The organism is Phenylobacterium sp. LjRoot219 (assembly GCF_964252995.1).
In the GTDB taxonomy this organism is placed as follows: domain Bacteria; phylum Pseudomonadota; class Alphaproteobacteria; order Caulobacterales; family Caulobacteraceae; genus Phenylobacterium.
In genome coordinates this window covers 488,562-504,315 of the sequence record NZ_CAXUQI020000002.1, presented here as the reverse complement: position 1 = coordinate 504,315, position 15,754 = coordinate 488,562, and the positions used below count along the sequence as shown (strand labels likewise).

15 protein-coding genes are annotated in these 15,754 nt (G+C 68.2%); 9 read left to right on the top strand and 6 right to left on the bottom strand.

What is annotated here, in order from left to right; genetic code table 11:
• Positions 1-249: 249 nt before the first annotated feature.
• Both ACSQ14_RS20375 and ACSQ14_RS20370 read right to left on the bottom strand, forming a co-directional pair.
• A complete protein-coding gene (locus ACSQ14_RS20375; protein ID WP_436016069.1) occupies positions 250-1,506 on the bottom strand; it encodes a cation:proton antiporter in 1,257 nt (418 codons plus the stop codon).
• Positions 1,507-2,741: 1,235 nt separating this feature from the next.
• Positions 2,742-3,614, bottom strand: a complete 873-nt coding sequence (locus ACSQ14_RS20370) for a helix-turn-helix domain-containing protein (protein WP_436016068.1) — start codon at positions 3,612-3,614, stop codon at positions 2,742-2,744.
• Between the two features lie 225 nt (positions 3,615-3,839).
• Here ACSQ14_RS20370 and ACSQ14_RS20365 point away from each other — a divergent pair, with 225 nt between their 5' ends.
• From ACSQ14_RS20365 to ACSQ14_RS20355, 3 genes are read left to right on the top strand one after another with little or no spacing between them, the layout of a single operon-like run.
• Entirely contained in the window at positions 3,840-5,045 is a 1,206-nt protein-coding gene (locus tag ACSQ14_RS20365) for an amidohydrolase family protein (protein ID WP_436016067.1), read from the top strand.
• A gap of 10 nt (positions 5,046-5,055) precedes the next feature.
• Positions 5,056-5,595, top strand: a complete 540-nt coding sequence (locus tag ACSQ14_RS20360) for a gamma carbonic anhydrase family protein (protein WP_436016066.1) — start codon at positions 5,056-5,058, stop codon at positions 5,593-5,595.
• On the top strand, positions 5,588-6,844 hold the full coding sequence (locus ACSQ14_RS20355) for a CaiB/BaiF CoA transferase family protein (RefSeq protein WP_436016065.1): 1,257 nt from the start codon (positions 5,588-5,590) through the stop codon (positions 6,842-6,844). Before ACSQ14_RS20360 ends, ACSQ14_RS20355 begins: the two co-directional genes overlap by 8 nt.
• 24 nt (positions 6,845-6,868) lie before the next feature.
• Here the strand turns inward: ACSQ14_RS20355 and ACSQ14_RS20350 are convergent, their stop codons facing one another.
• Positions 6,869-7,582 carry an AAA family ATPase gene (locus ACSQ14_RS20350; RefSeq protein WP_436016064.1) on the bottom strand — a complete coding sequence of 238 codons (714 nt, stop codon included), beginning with the start codon at positions 7,580-7,582 and terminating at the stop codon, positions 6,869-6,871.
• 249 nt (positions 7,583-7,831) lie between these two features.
• Here ACSQ14_RS20350 and ACSQ14_RS20345 point away from each other — a divergent pair, with 249 nt between their 5' ends.
• The 5 genes from ACSQ14_RS20345 to ACSQ14_RS20325 all read left to right on the top strand — a co-directional run bounded on the left by ACSQ14_RS20345 (position 7,832) and on the right by ACSQ14_RS20325 (position 11,675).
• The gene (locus ACSQ14_RS20345) at positions 7,832-8,185 is read left to right on the top strand and encodes a hypothetical protein (protein ID WP_436016063.1); all 354 of its coding nucleotides are present in this window, start codon (positions 7,832-7,834) and stop codon (positions 8,183-8,185) included.
• Positions 8,182-8,970: a coniferyl-alcohol dehydrogenase gene (locus ACSQ14_RS20340; protein ID WP_436016062.1), complete on the top strand. Its 789-nt coding sequence runs from the start codon at positions 8,182-8,184 to the stop codon at positions 8,968-8,970. Before ACSQ14_RS20345 ends, ACSQ14_RS20340 begins: the two co-directional genes overlap by 4 nt.
• Before the next feature lie 152 nt (positions 8,971-9,122).
• Positions 9,123-9,932, top strand: coding sequence for an SDR family NAD(P)-dependent oxidoreductase (locus tag ACSQ14_RS20335; RefSeq protein ID WP_436016061.1), 810 nt, complete (start codon positions 9,123-9,125; stop codon positions 9,930-9,932).
• 30 nt (positions 9,933-9,962) lie between these two features.
• The gene (locus tag ACSQ14_RS20330; RefSeq protein ID WP_436016060.1) at positions 9,963-10,433 is read left to right on the top strand and encodes a VOC family protein; all 471 of its coding nucleotides are present in this window, start codon (positions 9,963-9,965) and stop codon (positions 10,431-10,433) included.
• Positions 10,434-10,526: 93 nt separating this feature from the next.
• Positions 10,527-11,675, top strand: coding sequence for a sulfotransferase family protein (locus ACSQ14_RS20325; RefSeq protein WP_436016059.1), 1,149 nt, complete (start codon positions 10,527-10,529; stop codon positions 11,673-11,675).
• 3 nt (positions 11,676-11,678) lie between these two features.
• Here the strand turns inward: ACSQ14_RS20325 and ACSQ14_RS20320 are convergent, their stop codons facing one another.
• Positions 11,679-11,822 carry a hypothetical protein gene (locus ACSQ14_RS20320; RefSeq protein ID WP_436016058.1) on the bottom strand — a complete coding sequence of 48 codons (144 nt, stop codon included), beginning with the start codon at positions 11,820-11,822 and terminating at the stop codon, positions 11,679-11,681.
• Positions 11,823-11,896: 74 nt separating this feature from the next.
• Positions 11,897-12,544: a calcium-binding protein gene (locus ACSQ14_RS20315; protein WP_436016057.1), complete on the bottom strand. Its 648-nt coding sequence runs from the start codon at positions 12,542-12,544 to the stop codon at positions 11,897-11,899.
• A 233-nt stretch (positions 12,545-12,777) separates the two neighbouring features.
• Here ACSQ14_RS20315 and ACSQ14_RS20310 point away from each other — a divergent pair, with 233 nt between their 5' ends.
• The gene (locus tag ACSQ14_RS20310) at positions 12,778-13,554 is read left to right on the top strand and encodes an SDR family NAD(P)-dependent oxidoreductase (RefSeq protein WP_436016056.1); all 777 of its coding nucleotides are present in this window, start codon (positions 12,778-12,780) and stop codon (positions 13,552-13,554) included.
• Between the two features lie 115 nt (positions 13,555-13,669).
• Here ACSQ14_RS20310 and mrdA read toward each other — a convergent pair whose 3' ends face one another.
• Positions 13,670-15,625 (bottom strand): penicillin-binding protein 2, encoded by a 1,956-nt coding sequence (mrdA, locus tag ACSQ14_RS20305; RefSeq protein ID WP_436016055.1) that lies wholly within the window; start codon positions 15,623-15,625, stop codon positions 13,670-13,672.
• Positions 15,626-15,754 lie beyond the last annotated feature (129 nt).

The following is a 15,754-nucleotide window of genomic DNA, read 5'->3' as shown; positions in this document are numbered from 1 at the left end:
AGCGCGAAGCCGCCGCTCCACAGACGTGAACGGACGACCTCGGCGGGGCGGCGTATAAGCTGGGTGGCGAGACGCCGAGGCTACGATGCGTCGCTCACCGCCGCAAACCAGTAACCCCAACAAAGCCGCCGAGCGTGCCGAGTTACTCGACGTGCCCGAGGGAATGATCAAAACCGTGGTGAAGTCTAGGCCTGGGTCCCCGATCGACGTGCTCGAAGCGCGATCATGAACTGCTGGACGGGTACTGCGTCAGACCCCTCGCCTATCCGGTAGAAGGCGATCCATTTTTCGCATGAGCGGCGTCGACGTGATTCCATGCATCAAGATGGACGCCAGCACGACCAGCCCGACGACAGCCCAGATGCGGCCGTCAGCGCCAAAAGCCCCATGGTTGTGCGCGTATGCGAGGTAATAGAACGAGCCGATGCCGCGGATTCCGAGGAAGGAGATGAGCGCCCGCTCGTGCACCCTCGGAGCAGCGCCGAGGAGCGACACCCAACCGGCCAGCGGACGGATCACGAGCAGGATCGACATGGCCACGATGACCTCCTGCCAGGTGAGCCTCGACAGCGGGCCGAGCGACAGCCATCCGCCGAACAGGATGAGCACCACGCCCATCAATAGGCGCTCCACCTGCTCCGCCATTTCGTGCAAGGCGGCGTGATAGCGATGATTTCGTTCTCGATGGCGCAGCGTGAGGGCCGAGACAAAGACCGCCAGGAAGCCATATCCATGGGCGATCTCGGCGAGGGCATAGGCGACGAATGTCGCTCCGATCACCATGAGGCCGTCGCGAGTGCCGGAAAGCCGCGCTTCCGACCCGAAGGTCAGCCATCCCAGACCGAGGCCCGCAAGCCATCCCACCCCAATGCCGGCCGATATGCGCCAGAGCACATCCACAAGCAGCCACCGCCCCAACTGAGCGGCGTCGAGGGGCTGCGCCGAAGCTGCTGACGCGGCGGCGAACGTGATGGCGAGATGGACAAACGGGAAGGCCAGCCCATCATTGAGGCCGGCCTCTGACGTAAGGGCGAACCGCGTCTCGTCGCCGTGGCCGGATCCCGGAGGCCCGACCTGGATGTCGGAGGCGAGCACCGGGTCGGTCGGCGCAAGCGCGGCCGCCAACAGGAGCGCAGCGGCGATAGGGAAGCCCAGCCCGTAGTGGCTCGCGCATGCGACGGCGGCGATGGTGAGCGGCATCGCTACGGCCAGCAGCCGCCAGGGGACCTCCCATCGTCGCCACCCGACAGGGCGATCGAGTTTCAGTCCCGCGCCCATCAGCGCGATGATGAGCACCAGCTCGGTAAGCCGTTCAGCGACGACCGGATAAGCAAGCGGATCTGGCCTGAGGTCGAGCCAGCCGAAGCCGAAAATGGCCGCGCCCAGTGCGACGCTGACGATGGGAAGGGAGAGCGGAAGGCGCTTCAGGGCGAGCGGCAACCAGACGGCCAGCAGGACCAGCACGCCGACGCCCAGCAGGTAGAAGATGTAAGGCGGAGGAGTCACGCGCAGCGCCTGGCGAAGGGATGGGCGTCGGGCGGTGAGACCTCAGCGCTCAATGGATCATGCGGGAGACGACGTGCGCTTAGAATGCGCAGCTTCGAGACGCTGCCCGGCCGACGCGGTGGGCCGGGCAGGCTGGCCTCCTGAAGGGGGCGGCGATGCTGACACGGCAAGCCTCTTAGCCCAGGGATTCATCCGCTCACGGAGTTTTCCAGCGCCCGCCCGGAGGGGAGATTTTTCGCGAGGTCGGGAATGACAGGGGCGTAGGCCCGCAGCCAAAACCGTGATCCGGGTTCATTTCTTCCCGGACGCTCGCCATCTTCCGCAGGAGAAGATCATCGCGGGCTCTCCGTCGGACTTCGCAAGCGGCGAGCAGCTCGGCATACCTTCGGGCCGGCGCAGTCGTGGCGGGCGGAGGAGGGACGAGCCTGGCGGAAGGCTCTTTCACTGGCGCCGCAGCTTGCGGCCTCAGGTGCGAACGAAGCGCCATGAGGTGAGGTTCATCGTCGTGCGGCGCGTGCTTCGGCATGCAACTACTGACCTCCGCTTAACGGATTTGGCGGACGCGTGATCGTGCGGCCGTGAAGGCGCTCGACGATCTGCCGCAGGCGCGCCACTTCGGCGTTCAGCGCGGTCACATCCTCCTGAAGCTGAGCATTTCGCGCGCGGAGGTAGGCGTTCTCCCGGGCCGAATCCGAGGGCGAGCCTGCTGGCGTCATGGCCGCACCCGCCCGTCGAGCAGAGACATCGCCATGCGCGGAACGCCGCCGCCCAACACACAGAACGCGGACGCTGAGAGGAGCGCGGACATCATGGTCTCACGTTCGCGCCGCTCGGAGGGGATCGACCGCTTCGGTGGCGGCACACGCCCGACGGCGCGGATTAATAAATGGGGACGCGCGCTCCGGTTAGCCAGCAGCCTGCGCAATTTGGTCGGTTCGCGTTTGCGGCATCTATGGCGTTCAAGGCCGCTGAACAAGCAGCTGATCTGGCCATCAAAGTCTCAGGGACAGGGGGTCATTTTCGGCGCCGAGTTCCTCGAAATGTGCGCTCGGCGCGCCAACCCTAGCCAGGGGGGCGGACGCCCGGGGTGGACGGCGCGATGCGCTCCATCAGCTTGCGGGCGTTGAGCGGCGCCTGCGACGCGGCGATCGGCATGGCCAGCGTCGAAAACGCGATCAGCCGGCCAATAAGGGCGAGCAGCGCAGCGCGCGTGACGGCCCGAAACCCCTAGGCTCTCAGCCCTTTGTGGCCCCGAAGCGATACTCCGTTGGGGTCTCGCCCATCGCCGTCCGGAACGCCTTGGCGAACGAGGACTGGCTCTCGAAGCCGCAGGACAGGGCGATGTCGATGATCGGCGCGTCGGTCTCGCCGAGCAGGGCGATGGCGCGCAGAAGCCGGCTACGCTGACGGCAGGCTTCCCAGGTGAGCCCCGTCTCAAGCTTCAGCCGGCGACGGAACGAGCGTTCGGAGAGGCCCGCCTCACGGCAGACTTCCGCCAGCTTCGCCTCCAGCTTCCCCTCGGTAAACTCCAGCGCTCGCCGCAGCCGGGCGTCGCGACAGGTCGGCATGAAAAGGTCGGCCTCGCGCTCGATCCATTCCGCGCAGAGGCCGGCCATGGTCGCGAGAAACGAGGTGCGCAGCGGCGAGTCCGGTCCCTGCAACGGCCAGCGAAACGCCTCGCGCATCATCTCGCGCATCAACGGAGCGACCAGCACGGTGCGGATGCGATCGCCGGGCGCCGGGATCATGTCGGTGGTGAAGAAGACCGAGCCGGACCGGATCTGGTGGAGGCCCACGCGGTGCAGGGCGCCGGCCGGGATCCACGCCGCCAGCTGGCGCGGCACCAGATGCCGGCCGGTCTCGGACTCGATCTCGAGCGCGCCTTCGAAGGCGTAGATCAGCTGGTGCATGTCGTGGAAATGCCAGTGCGAGTCCACGTCGAGCAGGTCGCTTCGCAATGATCCCGCGCGAGGCTGCAGGTGCGCCGGGTACATCCGCAGCAAGGCGCCGTCTTCCGGCAGGCTGATCGGGGCCGCGGCCGCCTGGTCGGGCGAGAGAAACCGCCGCAAGTCCGAGAACTCCGCGATCCGGTCGTCGTGCCGCGACATCCCGACTGGCCTCCCGATCAGTGTCCCTGACACTTCTACAACGAATTTCCCGCCCGCCGACGGTCAACCCGCGGGCGGAAGACTTTGGCCGCTTAGGACAAATTGTTGGCCGCACAGATCGCGCTCCGGCCCGCCAGACCGGGCTTACTGCTTTCGACAGACAGGCTGCGTGACGCCGGAGAAACGCTCGGCGTTCAGCATTGCGGGCGGAAGTGGATGGCGGAAATGGCTGAGGGCCTTGGTGCGGGGCGGCGGGATCGAAACCTGCGCATCATCGATGTCGATACTCACCTGAGCGAGCCGCCGACGCTGTGGCTCGATCACGCCCCGGCCGGGCTGCGCGATCGGGTGCCGCAGATCAAAGAGTTCAATGGTCGGCGCTCGTGGGTGATCGACGGCGACAAGCCGATCGGGCTGGGCGCCAATCCGTTCAGCGCGATCCGCAAGGACGGATCGAAGATCCTCGACGTCGATGACTTCGCGCCGATGACCTACGAGACCGTGCACGAAGGCTCCTACGCGGTCGCGCCGCGCCTGGCGGAGATGGACCGTTGCGGCGTCGACGCGCAGATCGTCTACCCGAACATCCTCGGCTTCGGCGGCCAGGCCGCGGCGAAGGTCGACGCCGACCTGCGGCTGGCCTGCACGCAGATCTACAACGACGGCACGGCCGAGATTCAGCGCCAGTCGAACGGGCGGCTGTTCCCGATGGCCCTGCTGCCCTGGTGGGACGTGAAGGCGGCGGTCCGGGAGATCGAGCGCGCCCACGCCATGGGCATGAAGGGCGTGAACATCAATTCCGACCCGCACACGCATCGGGGCGAGGACGGCGCGTTGCTCCCGGACCTGGCCTCGCCGCACTGGGACCCGCTGTGGGAGGTGTGCCAGGCGCTCGACCTGCCGGTGAATTTCCACATCGGCGCCAGCGAGCAGTCGATGGACTGGATCGGCGGCCAGGGCTGGCCGTCGATGCACCACGCCATCCGCGGCGCGCTGTCCGGCTCGATGCTGTTCTTCAACAACGGCCGGGTCATGGCCAACATCATCTTCAGCGGGCTGCTGGATCGCTTCCCGAAGCTGAAGTTCGTCTCGGTGGAGAGCGGAATCGGCTGGATCCCGTTCTTGCTGGAGTCGCTGGACTGGCAGTTCTACGGCATGGCCGGAAATCACGCGCGCGAGCTGCAACTCAAACCCTCAGAATACTTCGCGCGGAATTTCTACGGCTGCTTCTGGTTCGAGACGTGGGACATCTCGAACACCATCCAGAAGGTCGGCGTCGACAACTGCATGTTCGAAACCGACTTCCCGCATCCGACCTGCCTCTTTCCGATCGACGACATCGAGGCGCGCCTCGGCGGCCTTAGCGTCGTGGAGCGGGGCAAGGTCCTCAGCGGCAACGCCGCGCGTGTCTACAACATCGATCTCGACTGAGAGGGCGGAGATGAAGATCTATCCCTACAAGAACAAGACCCCGGTGATCGGCCGCAATTGCATGATCGCCGACAGCGTCGAACTGATCGGCGACGTGGTGATCGGCGACAACTGCTCGATCTGGTCCGGCGTCGTCATCCGCTCGGACACCACGCCGATCCGCATCGGCAACAATGTCCACATCGAGGAGAACTCGGTCCTCCACACCTCGACCCACATCGAGGACAACGTGATGGTCGGCCACAGCTGCACGATCGAGGCCTTCATCGGCCACGACAGCATGATCGGCAACACCGCCTCGCTGATGCCGTTCTCGCGGGTGGGCGCCTTCTGCGCGGTGGCGGCCGGCAGCGTGCTGACCGACGGCGCCGTCATTCCCGACTATTCATTCGCGGTCGGCAGCCCGGCCAAGGTCCATTCCACGATCGACCCGGAAAACCCCAAGCACGTCATGCGGCTCGCCCGCACCTACATCCAGGGCGAGAAGGGGATGGCTGCGCTGGCGCAGAGCTACATCGACCAGGGCATCTGGGAGCATCGTGATGCCTGAGGCCAAGGCGAACGAGCCCAAGGGTCCGCTGGACGGAATCCGCATCGTCGACTGGACGATCTGGCAGCAAGGGCCGGTGGCCGGGGCGATGATGGGCGACCTCGGCGCCGAGGTCGTCAAGATCGAGGAGCGGGTGCGCGGCGACGGCGGGCGGGCGATGCTCAGCTTCGACGACGGCAAGTCGCCCTACTGGGAGATGAACAACCGCAACAAGAAGAGCTTCGCCGTCGACCTCAAGAGCGCCGAAGGCGTCGAACTGGTCCGCAAGCTCATCGATACCTCGGACGTCTTCATTCAGAACTTTCGTCCCGGCGTGGCCGAGAAGCTCGGGCTGGACTACGAGACGCTAAGCCAGCGCAACCCCCGGCTCATCTACGCCTCGGCCAGCGCCTTCGGACCTGAGGGGCCGGAGCGCAGCGCCCGCGCCTACGACCTGTTGGGGCAGGCCCGGTCCGGCTTCCTGCTGCGCACCGGTCACGAGGATGAACCGGACATCCCGGACGGCGGGATGGCTGACCAGATGGGGGCGATCATGCTGGCCTACGGCGTGCTGGCCGGGATCATCGCGCGCGAACGCCACGGGGTCGGCCAGAAGATCGACACCTCGCTGCTGGGGTCGATGATGTGGCTGCGAGGCCTGCCGATCGTGCTTTCGCTGATGAAGCAGGACGGCCGGGTGGCGCAGTCCGAAATGTCGAAGCACATGAAGTCGAAGACGCCGACCCGGTTGGATCCCGGCAATCCGCTGTGGAACACCTTCAAATGCGCGGACGGCAAGTGGATGGCGCTGGCCATTCTGACGACCGACCCGCACTGGCCGGTGGTGCTCGAGGCGCTCGGCGACCCGCCCGCGCTCGCCGACGATCCGCGGTTCGCCGATCATTGGGGCCGCTGCACCCATGCGCGCGAGGCGACCGCCATCCTCGATCCGATCTTCGCCGCGCAACCGCGCGACTACTGGCTCGCGCGGTTCACCGAGAAGGGCGATCTACCGGTCTGTGCGATCAACACGACCGAGGAGGCGGCGAACGATCCGCAGGCCGTCCTCAACGGCTACATCACTGAGCTGCAGCATCCGTCACACGGCGTGATCAAGCTCCCCGGCTTTCCGGTGACGCTGTCCCAGACGCCGGCCCGCGTCTATCGCCAGGCGCCCGAATTCGGGGAGCACACCGAGGAGGTGTTGATCGACATGCTGGGGCTGGATTGGGATGCGATCACCCGCCTCAAGGATCGGGCCGTGATCTAGCGCGGAGCAAGCTTGCCCCTACGCTCAGGCCGCGGCGAAGAACGGCGCGATGCGCTCCATCAGCTTGCGGGCCGGCGACGTCGTCTCGCCGGCGGGGGCGCTGCGCAGCGCGAGGCTTTCGCTGATCTCGGCGAGCAGCTTGAGCACGTCGGCCGCCGCCTCCGAGGTCGGATCCCACTCGGTCACCGCACGGTGCTGGGCGAAGGCGTGCTGGTAGGCGGCGCGATTGCGCAGCCGGGAGCGGGCGACCGGCAGTCGCGAGAAGTGCAGTTGTCCCAGCGCCTGGCGGACCAGCGTCGGTTCCTGGCCCTCCCGCAGCGGCGGGCACTGGTTCAGGACCACCAGGCCGGGGCAGCCGGAGCGTTCGATCAGCCCGGTCGACTGGCGAATGGCGGCGATGTCGAGCGCGGTCGGCCGCGCCACCGCCAGGCAGAAGTCCGAGACGTTGACGGCTCTGAGGATGTCCGGTTCCGGCGCGGTCGGCGTGTCGACCACCAGCAGGTCGCAGCCGTTCTGCCGGCAGGCGTCCTGGACGATGAACAGCTTCGAGGCGGTGGTCTCGAACAGCAGCGAGGCCGCCTCCGGGCGAGAGCGCACCACCTCGGCGGCCGAACGCAGCGGATCGATGTCGGCGATGACGACCTTCAGACCCGCCTGGCGCGCGGCGAGCGCCAGGCTCACCGACACGGTGGTCTTCCCCGAACCGCCCTTTCGCGAGAGTACAGTGAGCGTCTTCATGATCTTCACCGGCCATGTGTGGAGATGTTGTCGGAAGCTCGCCGAACTGAGCGAGGGTGATGTCCGCCGTGAGCATGGCGAAACAACCTGAATCGTACTTTCCAGAACGCGGTTACTTGCAGGAAAGCATCTCGACGGACCCGCGAGGATTCCACGGATCCAGCCCGGTTTACCGCCTGCGGGATGCCGCCTACGCTGCGGCCGGCGAGCAATCGGTGGGGAGACACTCACCCTCGCCAGGGAGGTTGCATGCCGAAATATGTGATCATCGCCTTGAACGGCCCGACCCCGGACGGCGACGCCGACGAGCTGGAGCGCTGGTACGAGGAGGTCCACATGCCCGACCTGCTGTCGGTCGAGGGCATCAAGGCCGCGCGACGCTTCAAGACCCTGCGCGGACACTTCCCGGGCCAGGACGAACTCTGGCCCAACGTCGCGATCTACGAGATCGAGACCGACGATCTCGCGGCGGTGTCGGCGGGCATGCAGAAGCAGTGCCGGCCGTTTCACCCGATCTTCGATCGATCACGCTCGGCGCACATCTTCGCGATGCTGACGGCGGAGCAGGACGAGGCGTCGACCGAGGAGGGCGCCCAGCCATGAGCGATCTCGTCGGCTATCAGGACCGGCGGGTGCTGGTCAGCGGCTGCGCGTCGGGCATGGGCCACGCCACCGCCAAGCTGCTGCTCCGGGCCGGCGCCGAGGTCCATGGCCTCGACTTCCGGCCGACCGACCTGGCGCTCGCGTCGATGCAGCAGGTTGACCTGCGCGCGCCGCAATCGATCGACGGCGCCGTCGCCGCCCTGAACGGCGAGTTCGACGCCCTGTTCAACTGCGCCGGCCTGGGCCCGACCTCGGCGCCGATCGACATCCTGAAGGTCAACTTCATCGGCACGCGCCATCTGACCGATCGCGTGCTGCCGCGGCTCGCAGAAGGCGCGGCGATCGGCAGCATCGCCTCGACCGCCGGCATGGGCTGGAGCCGGCGGATTCCGCTGCTCAAGGAATTCATCGCCGCCCAGGACTACGCCGGCGCGGTGCGCTGGGCGGAGGATCACCCCGACGACGTCGGTGAAGGCTACTCCTTCTCCAAGGAGGCGGTGGTGGTCTGGACCATGCTGCAGTCGCAGACCCTGATCCGGCGCGGAATCCGCATCAACTGCACCATGCCCGGCCTGACCCAGACGCCGATGCTGACCGACCAGATCGCGGTCAAGACCGCACCGGAGGTTCTTGCCGACGTCGTCCAGCCGTTCGGCCGGGCGGCCACGCCGGAGGAGCAGGCGTTCGCGCTGGTCATGATCACCAGCCCGGCGGCCGGCTATCTCAACGGCGCAGCGCTGAACGTCGACGGCGGCCGGCTGGCCGGCCTGACCATGCGGGCCTGACGCCGGGCGGCGGAAGGCGCGCCGATGTTCAGAACCGGCCGTTCGCAAAACATGCGGCCATAATCGCCGCCCTGGCGGCCGCCGCGCCCGCGCGTCGGCTTGACGCCGCCTCTGTCGCGGCGTGTTGCTGCGGCCAACAACCGGGAGGAACGATGACTTCGTCCACGCTCAAGGGGCGGCTCGCCGTCGTGACCGGCGCGACCGGCGGCATGGGATCGGCGGTCGCCGGTCTGTTCGCCGACCAGGGCGCGCAGCTCTTGCTGTGCGACCTCAATCAGGAGCGGCTCGAGCAGGCCGCCGCGGCGCTGAAGGACCGCGCCGAGCGCGTCGAGATCCTCGCCCACGACCTGGCGGCCGAAGACTTCCCGGCGCGCGTGCTCGCCGCGATCGGCGAGCGCGAGATCGGCGCCCTGGTGCACACCGCCGGGCTGTCGCCGACCATGGCCGACGGCCCTCGCATCCTGACGGTGAACTACGACGCCACCGAGCGGCTGGTCGAAGCGGTGCGGCCACGGATGGCCGCCGGCTCCTGCGCGGTGCTGATCTCCTCGTCCTCGGCGCATCTGGTGGTCTCGCCGGAGATCGACGCGGCGCTCAAGGCGCTGAAGCCGGGCGAAGGCTCGGCGGCGATCGCGCATATGGCGACGACGCCGCAGGCGGCCTATCCGCTCTCCAAGCGCGCGGTGATCCAGCTGGTCGCCCGCCAGGCCGGGCCGTTCGGCCAGCGCCAGGCGCGCATCGCCTCGATCTCGCCCGGTTTGATCGAGACCGGGATGGGCAAGGCCGAGCAGGCCGCCAGCCCGCAGGTCGACCAGATGCTGGCGCGCACCCCGCTGGAACGCTTCGGCCGGGCGGACGAGATCGCCTCGGCGGCGGTGTTCCTCTGCTCGCCGGCCGCTTCCTACATCTCCGGCTGCGACCTTCGCGTCGACGGCGGGATGCTGGCGGCGCTGGGCTTCTGACGAACGAAACAAGGCAAGGGACGAGACGTCATGCTCGAAGGCTTCCACTACCAGAACGCCTATGTGACCCGCGACATCGACAAGTGGATCGAGGAGTTCAAGAAGCGCGGCAAGGTCGACCGGGTGATGACCTATGAGGGCACCACCGAGGTCACCACGCCGAACGGCAAGGGCAGCCAGACCAACAAGCTGGCCTTCATCTGGGTCGGCGACCTGCAGTACGAGCTGATTCAGCCGGGCTCCGGCGACGTGTCGATCTACAGCGACGCGCTGCCGGCCGACGACGGCCTGCAGTTCCACCACATCTGCATGCGGGTGCCGGACTGGGACGAGTTCCGCGCCCGGGTCGACCAGCAGCCGTTCCCGGTCGTCCTCGAGGGCGGCAACGAGCTGCTGCGCTTCCTCTACCTCGACGCCCGGCCCTTCCTTGGCCACTACCTCGAGTACACCTGGATGGGCGAAGAGCGCTGGGCGCAAATGGGCGGCCCGCCGCAGCGCTGACGCGCGCACCTTCAACGCGACGCCGCCCGGAACGACCGGGCGGCGCGCCATGACACCAGATATCGCCGCCCGGCGGCGCACCGGAGAAGACGAATGCAGGTCGACGACATCATCGCCAAGGCGCGCGAAGCCACCGGACTGAGCGACCTGGGCGATCCCGCCGCGCGCGAAGGCCTGGAAGTGCTGGTGAAGGCCTCGAATGACGAGGCGCGGCTGACCGAGGCCGGCGTGCAGCGCTGGGAAGCGAACCTCGTCAACACCCTGTCGAACCGCCTGCGCATCGTCGACCATCTGAAGAAGCATCCGGAGCTGCTGGAGCGGCCGGTCGAGAAGCCGACCTTCGTCTTCGGCCTGCCGCGCACCGGCACGACCCTGACCATCAACCTGCTGAGCGCCGACCCGGCGCGGCGCTGCCTGCTGCGCTGGGAAGCGCTCAACTCCGCGCCGCCGGCGCAGGCCGGCGCACTGCACTCCGACCCGCGCTATGTGGCCGAGCAGCAGAAGCTCGAGATGAGCATCAAGTTCGCGCCGCAGATCGCCGCGATCCACTACGAGGACGCCGACAGCCCGACCGAGTGCCAGTACGCCATGGCGCTGTCGTTCTGCGCGCAGATCTTCGACTCCAACGTCCGCATCCCGAGCTACAGCAAGTGGTTCTTCGAGGCCGACTACCTGCCGGCCTTCCGCTTCCACAAGCAGCTGCTGCAGTTGCTGCAGGCGAACAACGGCGGCCGCTGGACGCTGAAGAACCCCTGGCACCCGCTGTTCCTCAATGAGCTGACCACCGTCTATCCCGACGCCCAGCTGGTGATGACCCACCGCGATCCGGTCGAGGTGGTGGGCTCGGCCTGCAGCCTCATCCGGCACGTCCGGCCGATGTTCAGCGACCAGGTCGACCTGCGCGAGATCGCCGACTGGATGATCGGCACCTTCGACCTGATGATCTCGCGGCAGAACGCCTTCCGCGACCAGCATGGCGAGGACGCGATCTTCGACATTCAGTATGCGGAGCAGCTGCGCGACCCGATCGGCCAGATGCGCAAGCTCTACGCCCGCTTCGGCGAGGACTTCACCCCGGCGGCCGAAGCCGGGATGACCGCGCTGATGGCCGCCAACCCGCAGGGCAAGCACGGCAAGCACAGCTACAGCCTGGCGGAGTTCGGCCTGACCGAAGAGGGCGTGCGCAAGCACTTCGCGGACTACTATGACCGCTACAAGATCCCGACCAAGGCCGCCGTCTGACGATCAGCCCAGACGGAGCCAGCCGTCGGTCATCGCGCTGAGGTCGGCGTTCCGGACCATCACCTCGGTGATGAACGGAACGCCCACCGTGCCGTAGATCAGCGAGACCTTGATGTCCGCGCCGGACTGCTCGGTCCGGATCTCCACGTCGCCGTCGACCCGGATCCGGTCGCCTTCGGCGAAGTTGAAGTCGGCGATGACGTCGCGGCCGTCCTCCAGGATCAGGTGAAGCTCGTCGGCCCCGGCGCCGCCGGTAGCGTGTCGGATCCGAGATCGCCGTAGAGGATGTCGTCGCCGGTCCCGCCGAGGACGGCGTCCTCGCCCTGGCCCCCGCGGACGGTGTCGGCGCCGGCGCCCCCGTCGACCGTGTCGCCGGCGCGATTGCCGTTCAGCAGGTCCGCGCCTTCGTCGCCCTGGACGAGATCGGCGCCCTGGCCGCCCAGCAGGGTGTCGCCGCCGTCCCCACCGCGGATCCTGTCGTCGCCCTGGTTGCCGTTGACGTTGTCGGCGAGGTCGGCGCCGGCGATCGAGTCCGCGCCCTCGCCGCCGCGCAGGCGGTAGGCGATCGGCGCGTCCAGGCTCTGCCCGGTCACGGTGTCGTCGCCGCCCTCGCCGGAGATCGAGGCGATCTGGGCGTTGGCCACCAGGTAGTCGCCGTAGGTTGAGCCGATCAGGCCGGTGATGTTCTGAAAGTCGATCGACCCGCTGACGCCGGTCGCCGGGTCGGTGGTCAGATACCGGCCGCCTGACATGCCGGGCCCGTTCCAGAGACTGGTGAAGGTCGCCTGGAAGCGTCCGAAATTCAGAACGCCGTCGCCCTCGACCGACTGCGTCGTGTTGGTGACGACGAACACTTGATCGGGAGACAACTTCAGACCTCGCAGCTAGGCTGTGGGCGCCGGCGCGCGCTCTCGCAAGTCAAAGTCGCGGCATCGACTTGCTGGCGATTAAGTCGCCGCCGGTTTCATCGCGTAGCCGGAACGCCTGACCTCCGCGACGTGACTCCAGCGGAAACGCAGTGATCATCGGCCGCCGCGCGCCTGGACGGCGACGGCCGGACGCCGCTTAATCCCGCCGATCCAATTCGAGGGAAGGGCGCGGCATGACGCATTCGCTTTCAGGCCAGGTGGCGATGGTCACCGGGGCGTCGAGCGGGCTGGGCGCGCACTTCGCGCGGCTGCTGGCGGGGCAGGGCGCCGCGGTCGCGCTGGCGGCGCGGCGGGTCGACCGGGTGCAGGCGCTGGCGGACGAGATCAGCGCCGCCGGCGGCCGGGCGCTGGCGCTGGAGCTGGACGTCGCCGACGCCCACGCGATCGGCCCGGCGCTGGACCAGGTCGAGGCCGGGCTCGGGCCGCTGGGGATCATGGTCAACAACGCCGGCGTCGGCGGCGCGGGGTCGGCGCTGGAGCAGTCGATCGAGGCGCTCGACCAGATCTTCTCCGTGAACCTGCGGGCGGTGTTCATCGGCGCGCGCGAGGCGGCCAGGCGGATGATCGCCTCGGGCGTCGCCGGGCGCGACCAGGCGCGGATCATCAACATCGCCTCGGTCGCCGCCCACACCGTGCTGCCGGGGCTGGCCGCCTACTGCGCCTCGAAGGCCGGGGTGGCGATGACCACCCAGGCGCTGGCCCGCGAATGGGCGGCGCAGCGGATCGCCGTCAACGCCCTGTGCCCGGGCTATATCGAGACTGAGATCAACGCCGACTGGTTCGCCACCGCCGGCGGCGCGAAGCAGATCAAGGGCTTCCCGCGCCGCCGGCTGATGGACATCTCCGGCCTCGACGAGGCCTTCCTGCTGCTCGCCGGCCCGGGCGCCAAGGCGATCACCGGCAGCCTGATCACCGTCGACGACGGCCAGGCGCTGGCCGGCGGCGGCTGAACCAAACTCCGCTCGTCCCGGCGAAGGCCGGGATCCAGACTCAGCCTGAGCGCCTCGTGGGTTTCATCTGGGCCCCGGCGTTCGCCGGGGTGAGCGGTTCAAAAAGCGATCCAGCTCAGGCGTGGTCGTGGACGTCGGGCAGCGGGGTCGGCGCTTCCGGCACGCCGTCGCCGTTCGGCTCGGCCGGGATCTGCGGCATCGGCAGCGGCTTCTCCACGCGGGCGCGGATCTCCGGGTCCTTGAGCAGGGCGGTGCGCATGATCTCGCGCGCTCGCGGCGCGGCGGCGGCGGCGCCGAAGCCGCCGTGCTCGACCAGCACGCTCATGGCGTAGCGCGGCGCGTCGTGCGGCGCATAGGCGACGAACCAGGCGTGGTCGCGCAGCTTCCAGGCGCCGTTGGTGCCGTGCACGCCGCGGCCGCCGTTGTAGTTGAAGCCCTGGGCGGTGCCGGTCTTGCCGGCCATCTTGATGTCGCCGAGGCCGAGGTCGGCGACCGCCGCAGCGGTGCCGACGGTGGTCACCGCCTTCATCGCGTCGCGCACGAAGGCCAGGTGCGCGGGGTTCACCGGCAGCTCGCCGAAGGCCGAGCCGCGCGGCTGCTCGACCCCGCCGATCGACTGGATCAGCCGCGGGTGCAGCGACTTGGCGCCGTTCGCCAGCCGCGCGGTCATCACGCACAGCTGCAGCGGGTTCTGGTGGCTGTAGCCCTGGCCGATGCCCATGCTCGGCGTCTCGCCGGGGTGCCAGACCGGGTCCTTCTTGAAGGCGCGCTTCTTGTAGGCGCGGTCGGGGATCAGGCCCTTCTTCTGGCCGGGGATACCGATGTCGAACAGCTGGCCGAGGCCGAAGCGGCGGGCCATGTCGGCGATCTTGTCCGGCCCGACGAACAGGGCGCACTGGTAGAAGTAGATGTCGCAGGAAGTGGCGATCGCCATGTGCAGGTCCTGCGGCCCATGCGCCACGTCGCAGTGCCAGACCCGGCCGCCCCAAGCCCATGACTTGTTGCAGACGTGCACGGTCTTGGGGTCGTAGCCGGCCTCGAGCGCGGCCAGCGCCACCATGGTCTTGAAGGTCGAGCCCGGCGGATAGGTCGCCGTCAGCGCCTTGTTGAACAGCGGCTTGCGTTCGTAGAGCGCCAGCTGCCGGTACTCGGCGCCGGTCAGGCCGTGGACGAAGCGGTTGGCGTCGAAGCTGGGGCCGGAGAACATGCAGAGGATGTCGCCCGAGCGGCAGTCCATCATCACCGCCGCCCCGCTCTCGGCGCCGAACACCTCCATCGCGCGCTGCTGGATGTCGGCGTCGAGCGTCAGCCGGATCTCCTGGCCGGGAACCGCCGGAATGTCGCCGTTGGAATCGGCGCGCACCTCGCGGCCGCTGGCGTCCACCTCGACCTTGCGCGCGCCGGGCTTGCCGCGCAGCTGCAGGTCGAAGGCCTTCTCCACCCCCTGCTTGCCGATCCGGAAGCCGGGATTGAGCATGATCGGCTCGGCGTTCGGCCCGGTCGGGGTGATGTCGTCCTTGTTGACCTTCGCCACATAGCCGACGACGTGGGTGAAGGCCCCGCCGTGCGGATAGACCCGCACCTCGCCCATCTCGGCGCTGACGCCGGGCAGTTCGGGCTCGCGCAGGTTGATCGCGCTGAACTGCTCCCAGCTCATGTCCTCGGCGACCTCGACCGGCGCCCGCTTCGGGGCCGCGGCGATGTCCTTGGCGAGCCGGACCTGGCGCTTGTCGTCGATCGGCACGAACTCGGCGAGGGTGTGCAGGGTGCCGGCCACGTCCATGCCCTTGTCGCGGGCGACCAGCAGCCGGAAGTTCGGCCGGTTGGTGGCCAGCACCACGCCGTTGCGGTCGACGATCAGCCCGCGCGGCGGCGGCATCAGCTTGAAGTTGAACTGGTTCGAGGCCGACATCTTCTCGAACCGCTGGGACTCCACCAGCTGCAGCTGGGCGAGACGCGCGCCGAGCGCGAGCATGCCCGCGCCGGCGAAGCCGCCCAGCAGGAAGGCGCGGCGGTGGAAGGCACCTTGCCGCTGGTTGACTTCCTCGAAGTAGATACGCGGCTCGGCCATGGACTCACCCTTGGCCGAGGTATCTCACGCTCAACGGAGCGTTGCATCTGCCGTTATGGCCGCACGCGCCGTCGTGGCGCCGGAAGCCCGATTGGCCCCGCCTGACCTGCCCGATTGAGCAAGCGAACC

Coding starts and splice junctions, on each gene's coding strand:
- ACSQ14_RS20370 (WP_436016068.1), bottom strand. CDS start 3,614: ATGTCGCGGCACGACGACCGGATCGCGGAGTTCTCGGACTTGCGGCGG.
- ACSQ14_RS20365 (WP_436016067.1), top strand. CDS start 3,840: ATGGCTGAGGGCCTTGGTGCGGGGCGGCGGGATCGAAACCTGCGCATC.
- ACSQ14_RS20360 (WP_436016066.1), top strand. CDS start 5,056: ATGAAGATCTATCCCTACAAGAACAAGACCCCGGTGATCGGCCGCAAT.
- ACSQ14_RS20355 (WP_436016065.1), top strand. CDS start 5,588: ATGCCTGAGGCCAAGGCGAACGAGCCCAAGGGTCCGCTGGACGGAATC.
- ACSQ14_RS20350 (WP_436016064.1), bottom strand. CDS start 7,582: ATGAAGACGCTCACTGTACTCTCGCGAAAGGGCGGTTCGGGGAAGACC.
- ACSQ14_RS20345 (WP_436016063.1), top strand. CDS start 7,832: ATGCCGAAATATGTGATCATCGCCTTGAACGGCCCGACCCCGGACGGC.
- ACSQ14_RS20340 (WP_436016062.1), top strand. CDS start 8,182: ATGAGCGATCTCGTCGGCTATCAGGACCGGCGGGTGCTGGTCAGCGGC.
- ACSQ14_RS20335 (WP_436016061.1), top strand. CDS start 9,123: ATGACTTCGTCCACGCTCAAGGGGCGGCTCGCCGTCGTGACCGGCGCG.
- ACSQ14_RS20330 (WP_436016060.1), top strand. CDS start 9,963: ATGCTCGAAGGCTTCCACTACCAGAACGCCTATGTGACCCGCGACATC.
- ACSQ14_RS20325 (WP_436016059.1), top strand. CDS start 10,527: ATGCAGGTCGACGACATCATCGCCAAGGCGCGCGAAGCCACCGGACTG.
- ACSQ14_RS20310 (WP_436016056.1), top strand. CDS start 12,778: ATGACGCATTCGCTTTCAGGCCAGGTGGCGATGGTCACCGGGGCGTCG.
- mrdA (WP_436016055.1), bottom strand. CDS start 15,625: ATGGCCGAGCCGCGTATCTACTTCGAGGAAGTCAACCAGCGGCAAGGT.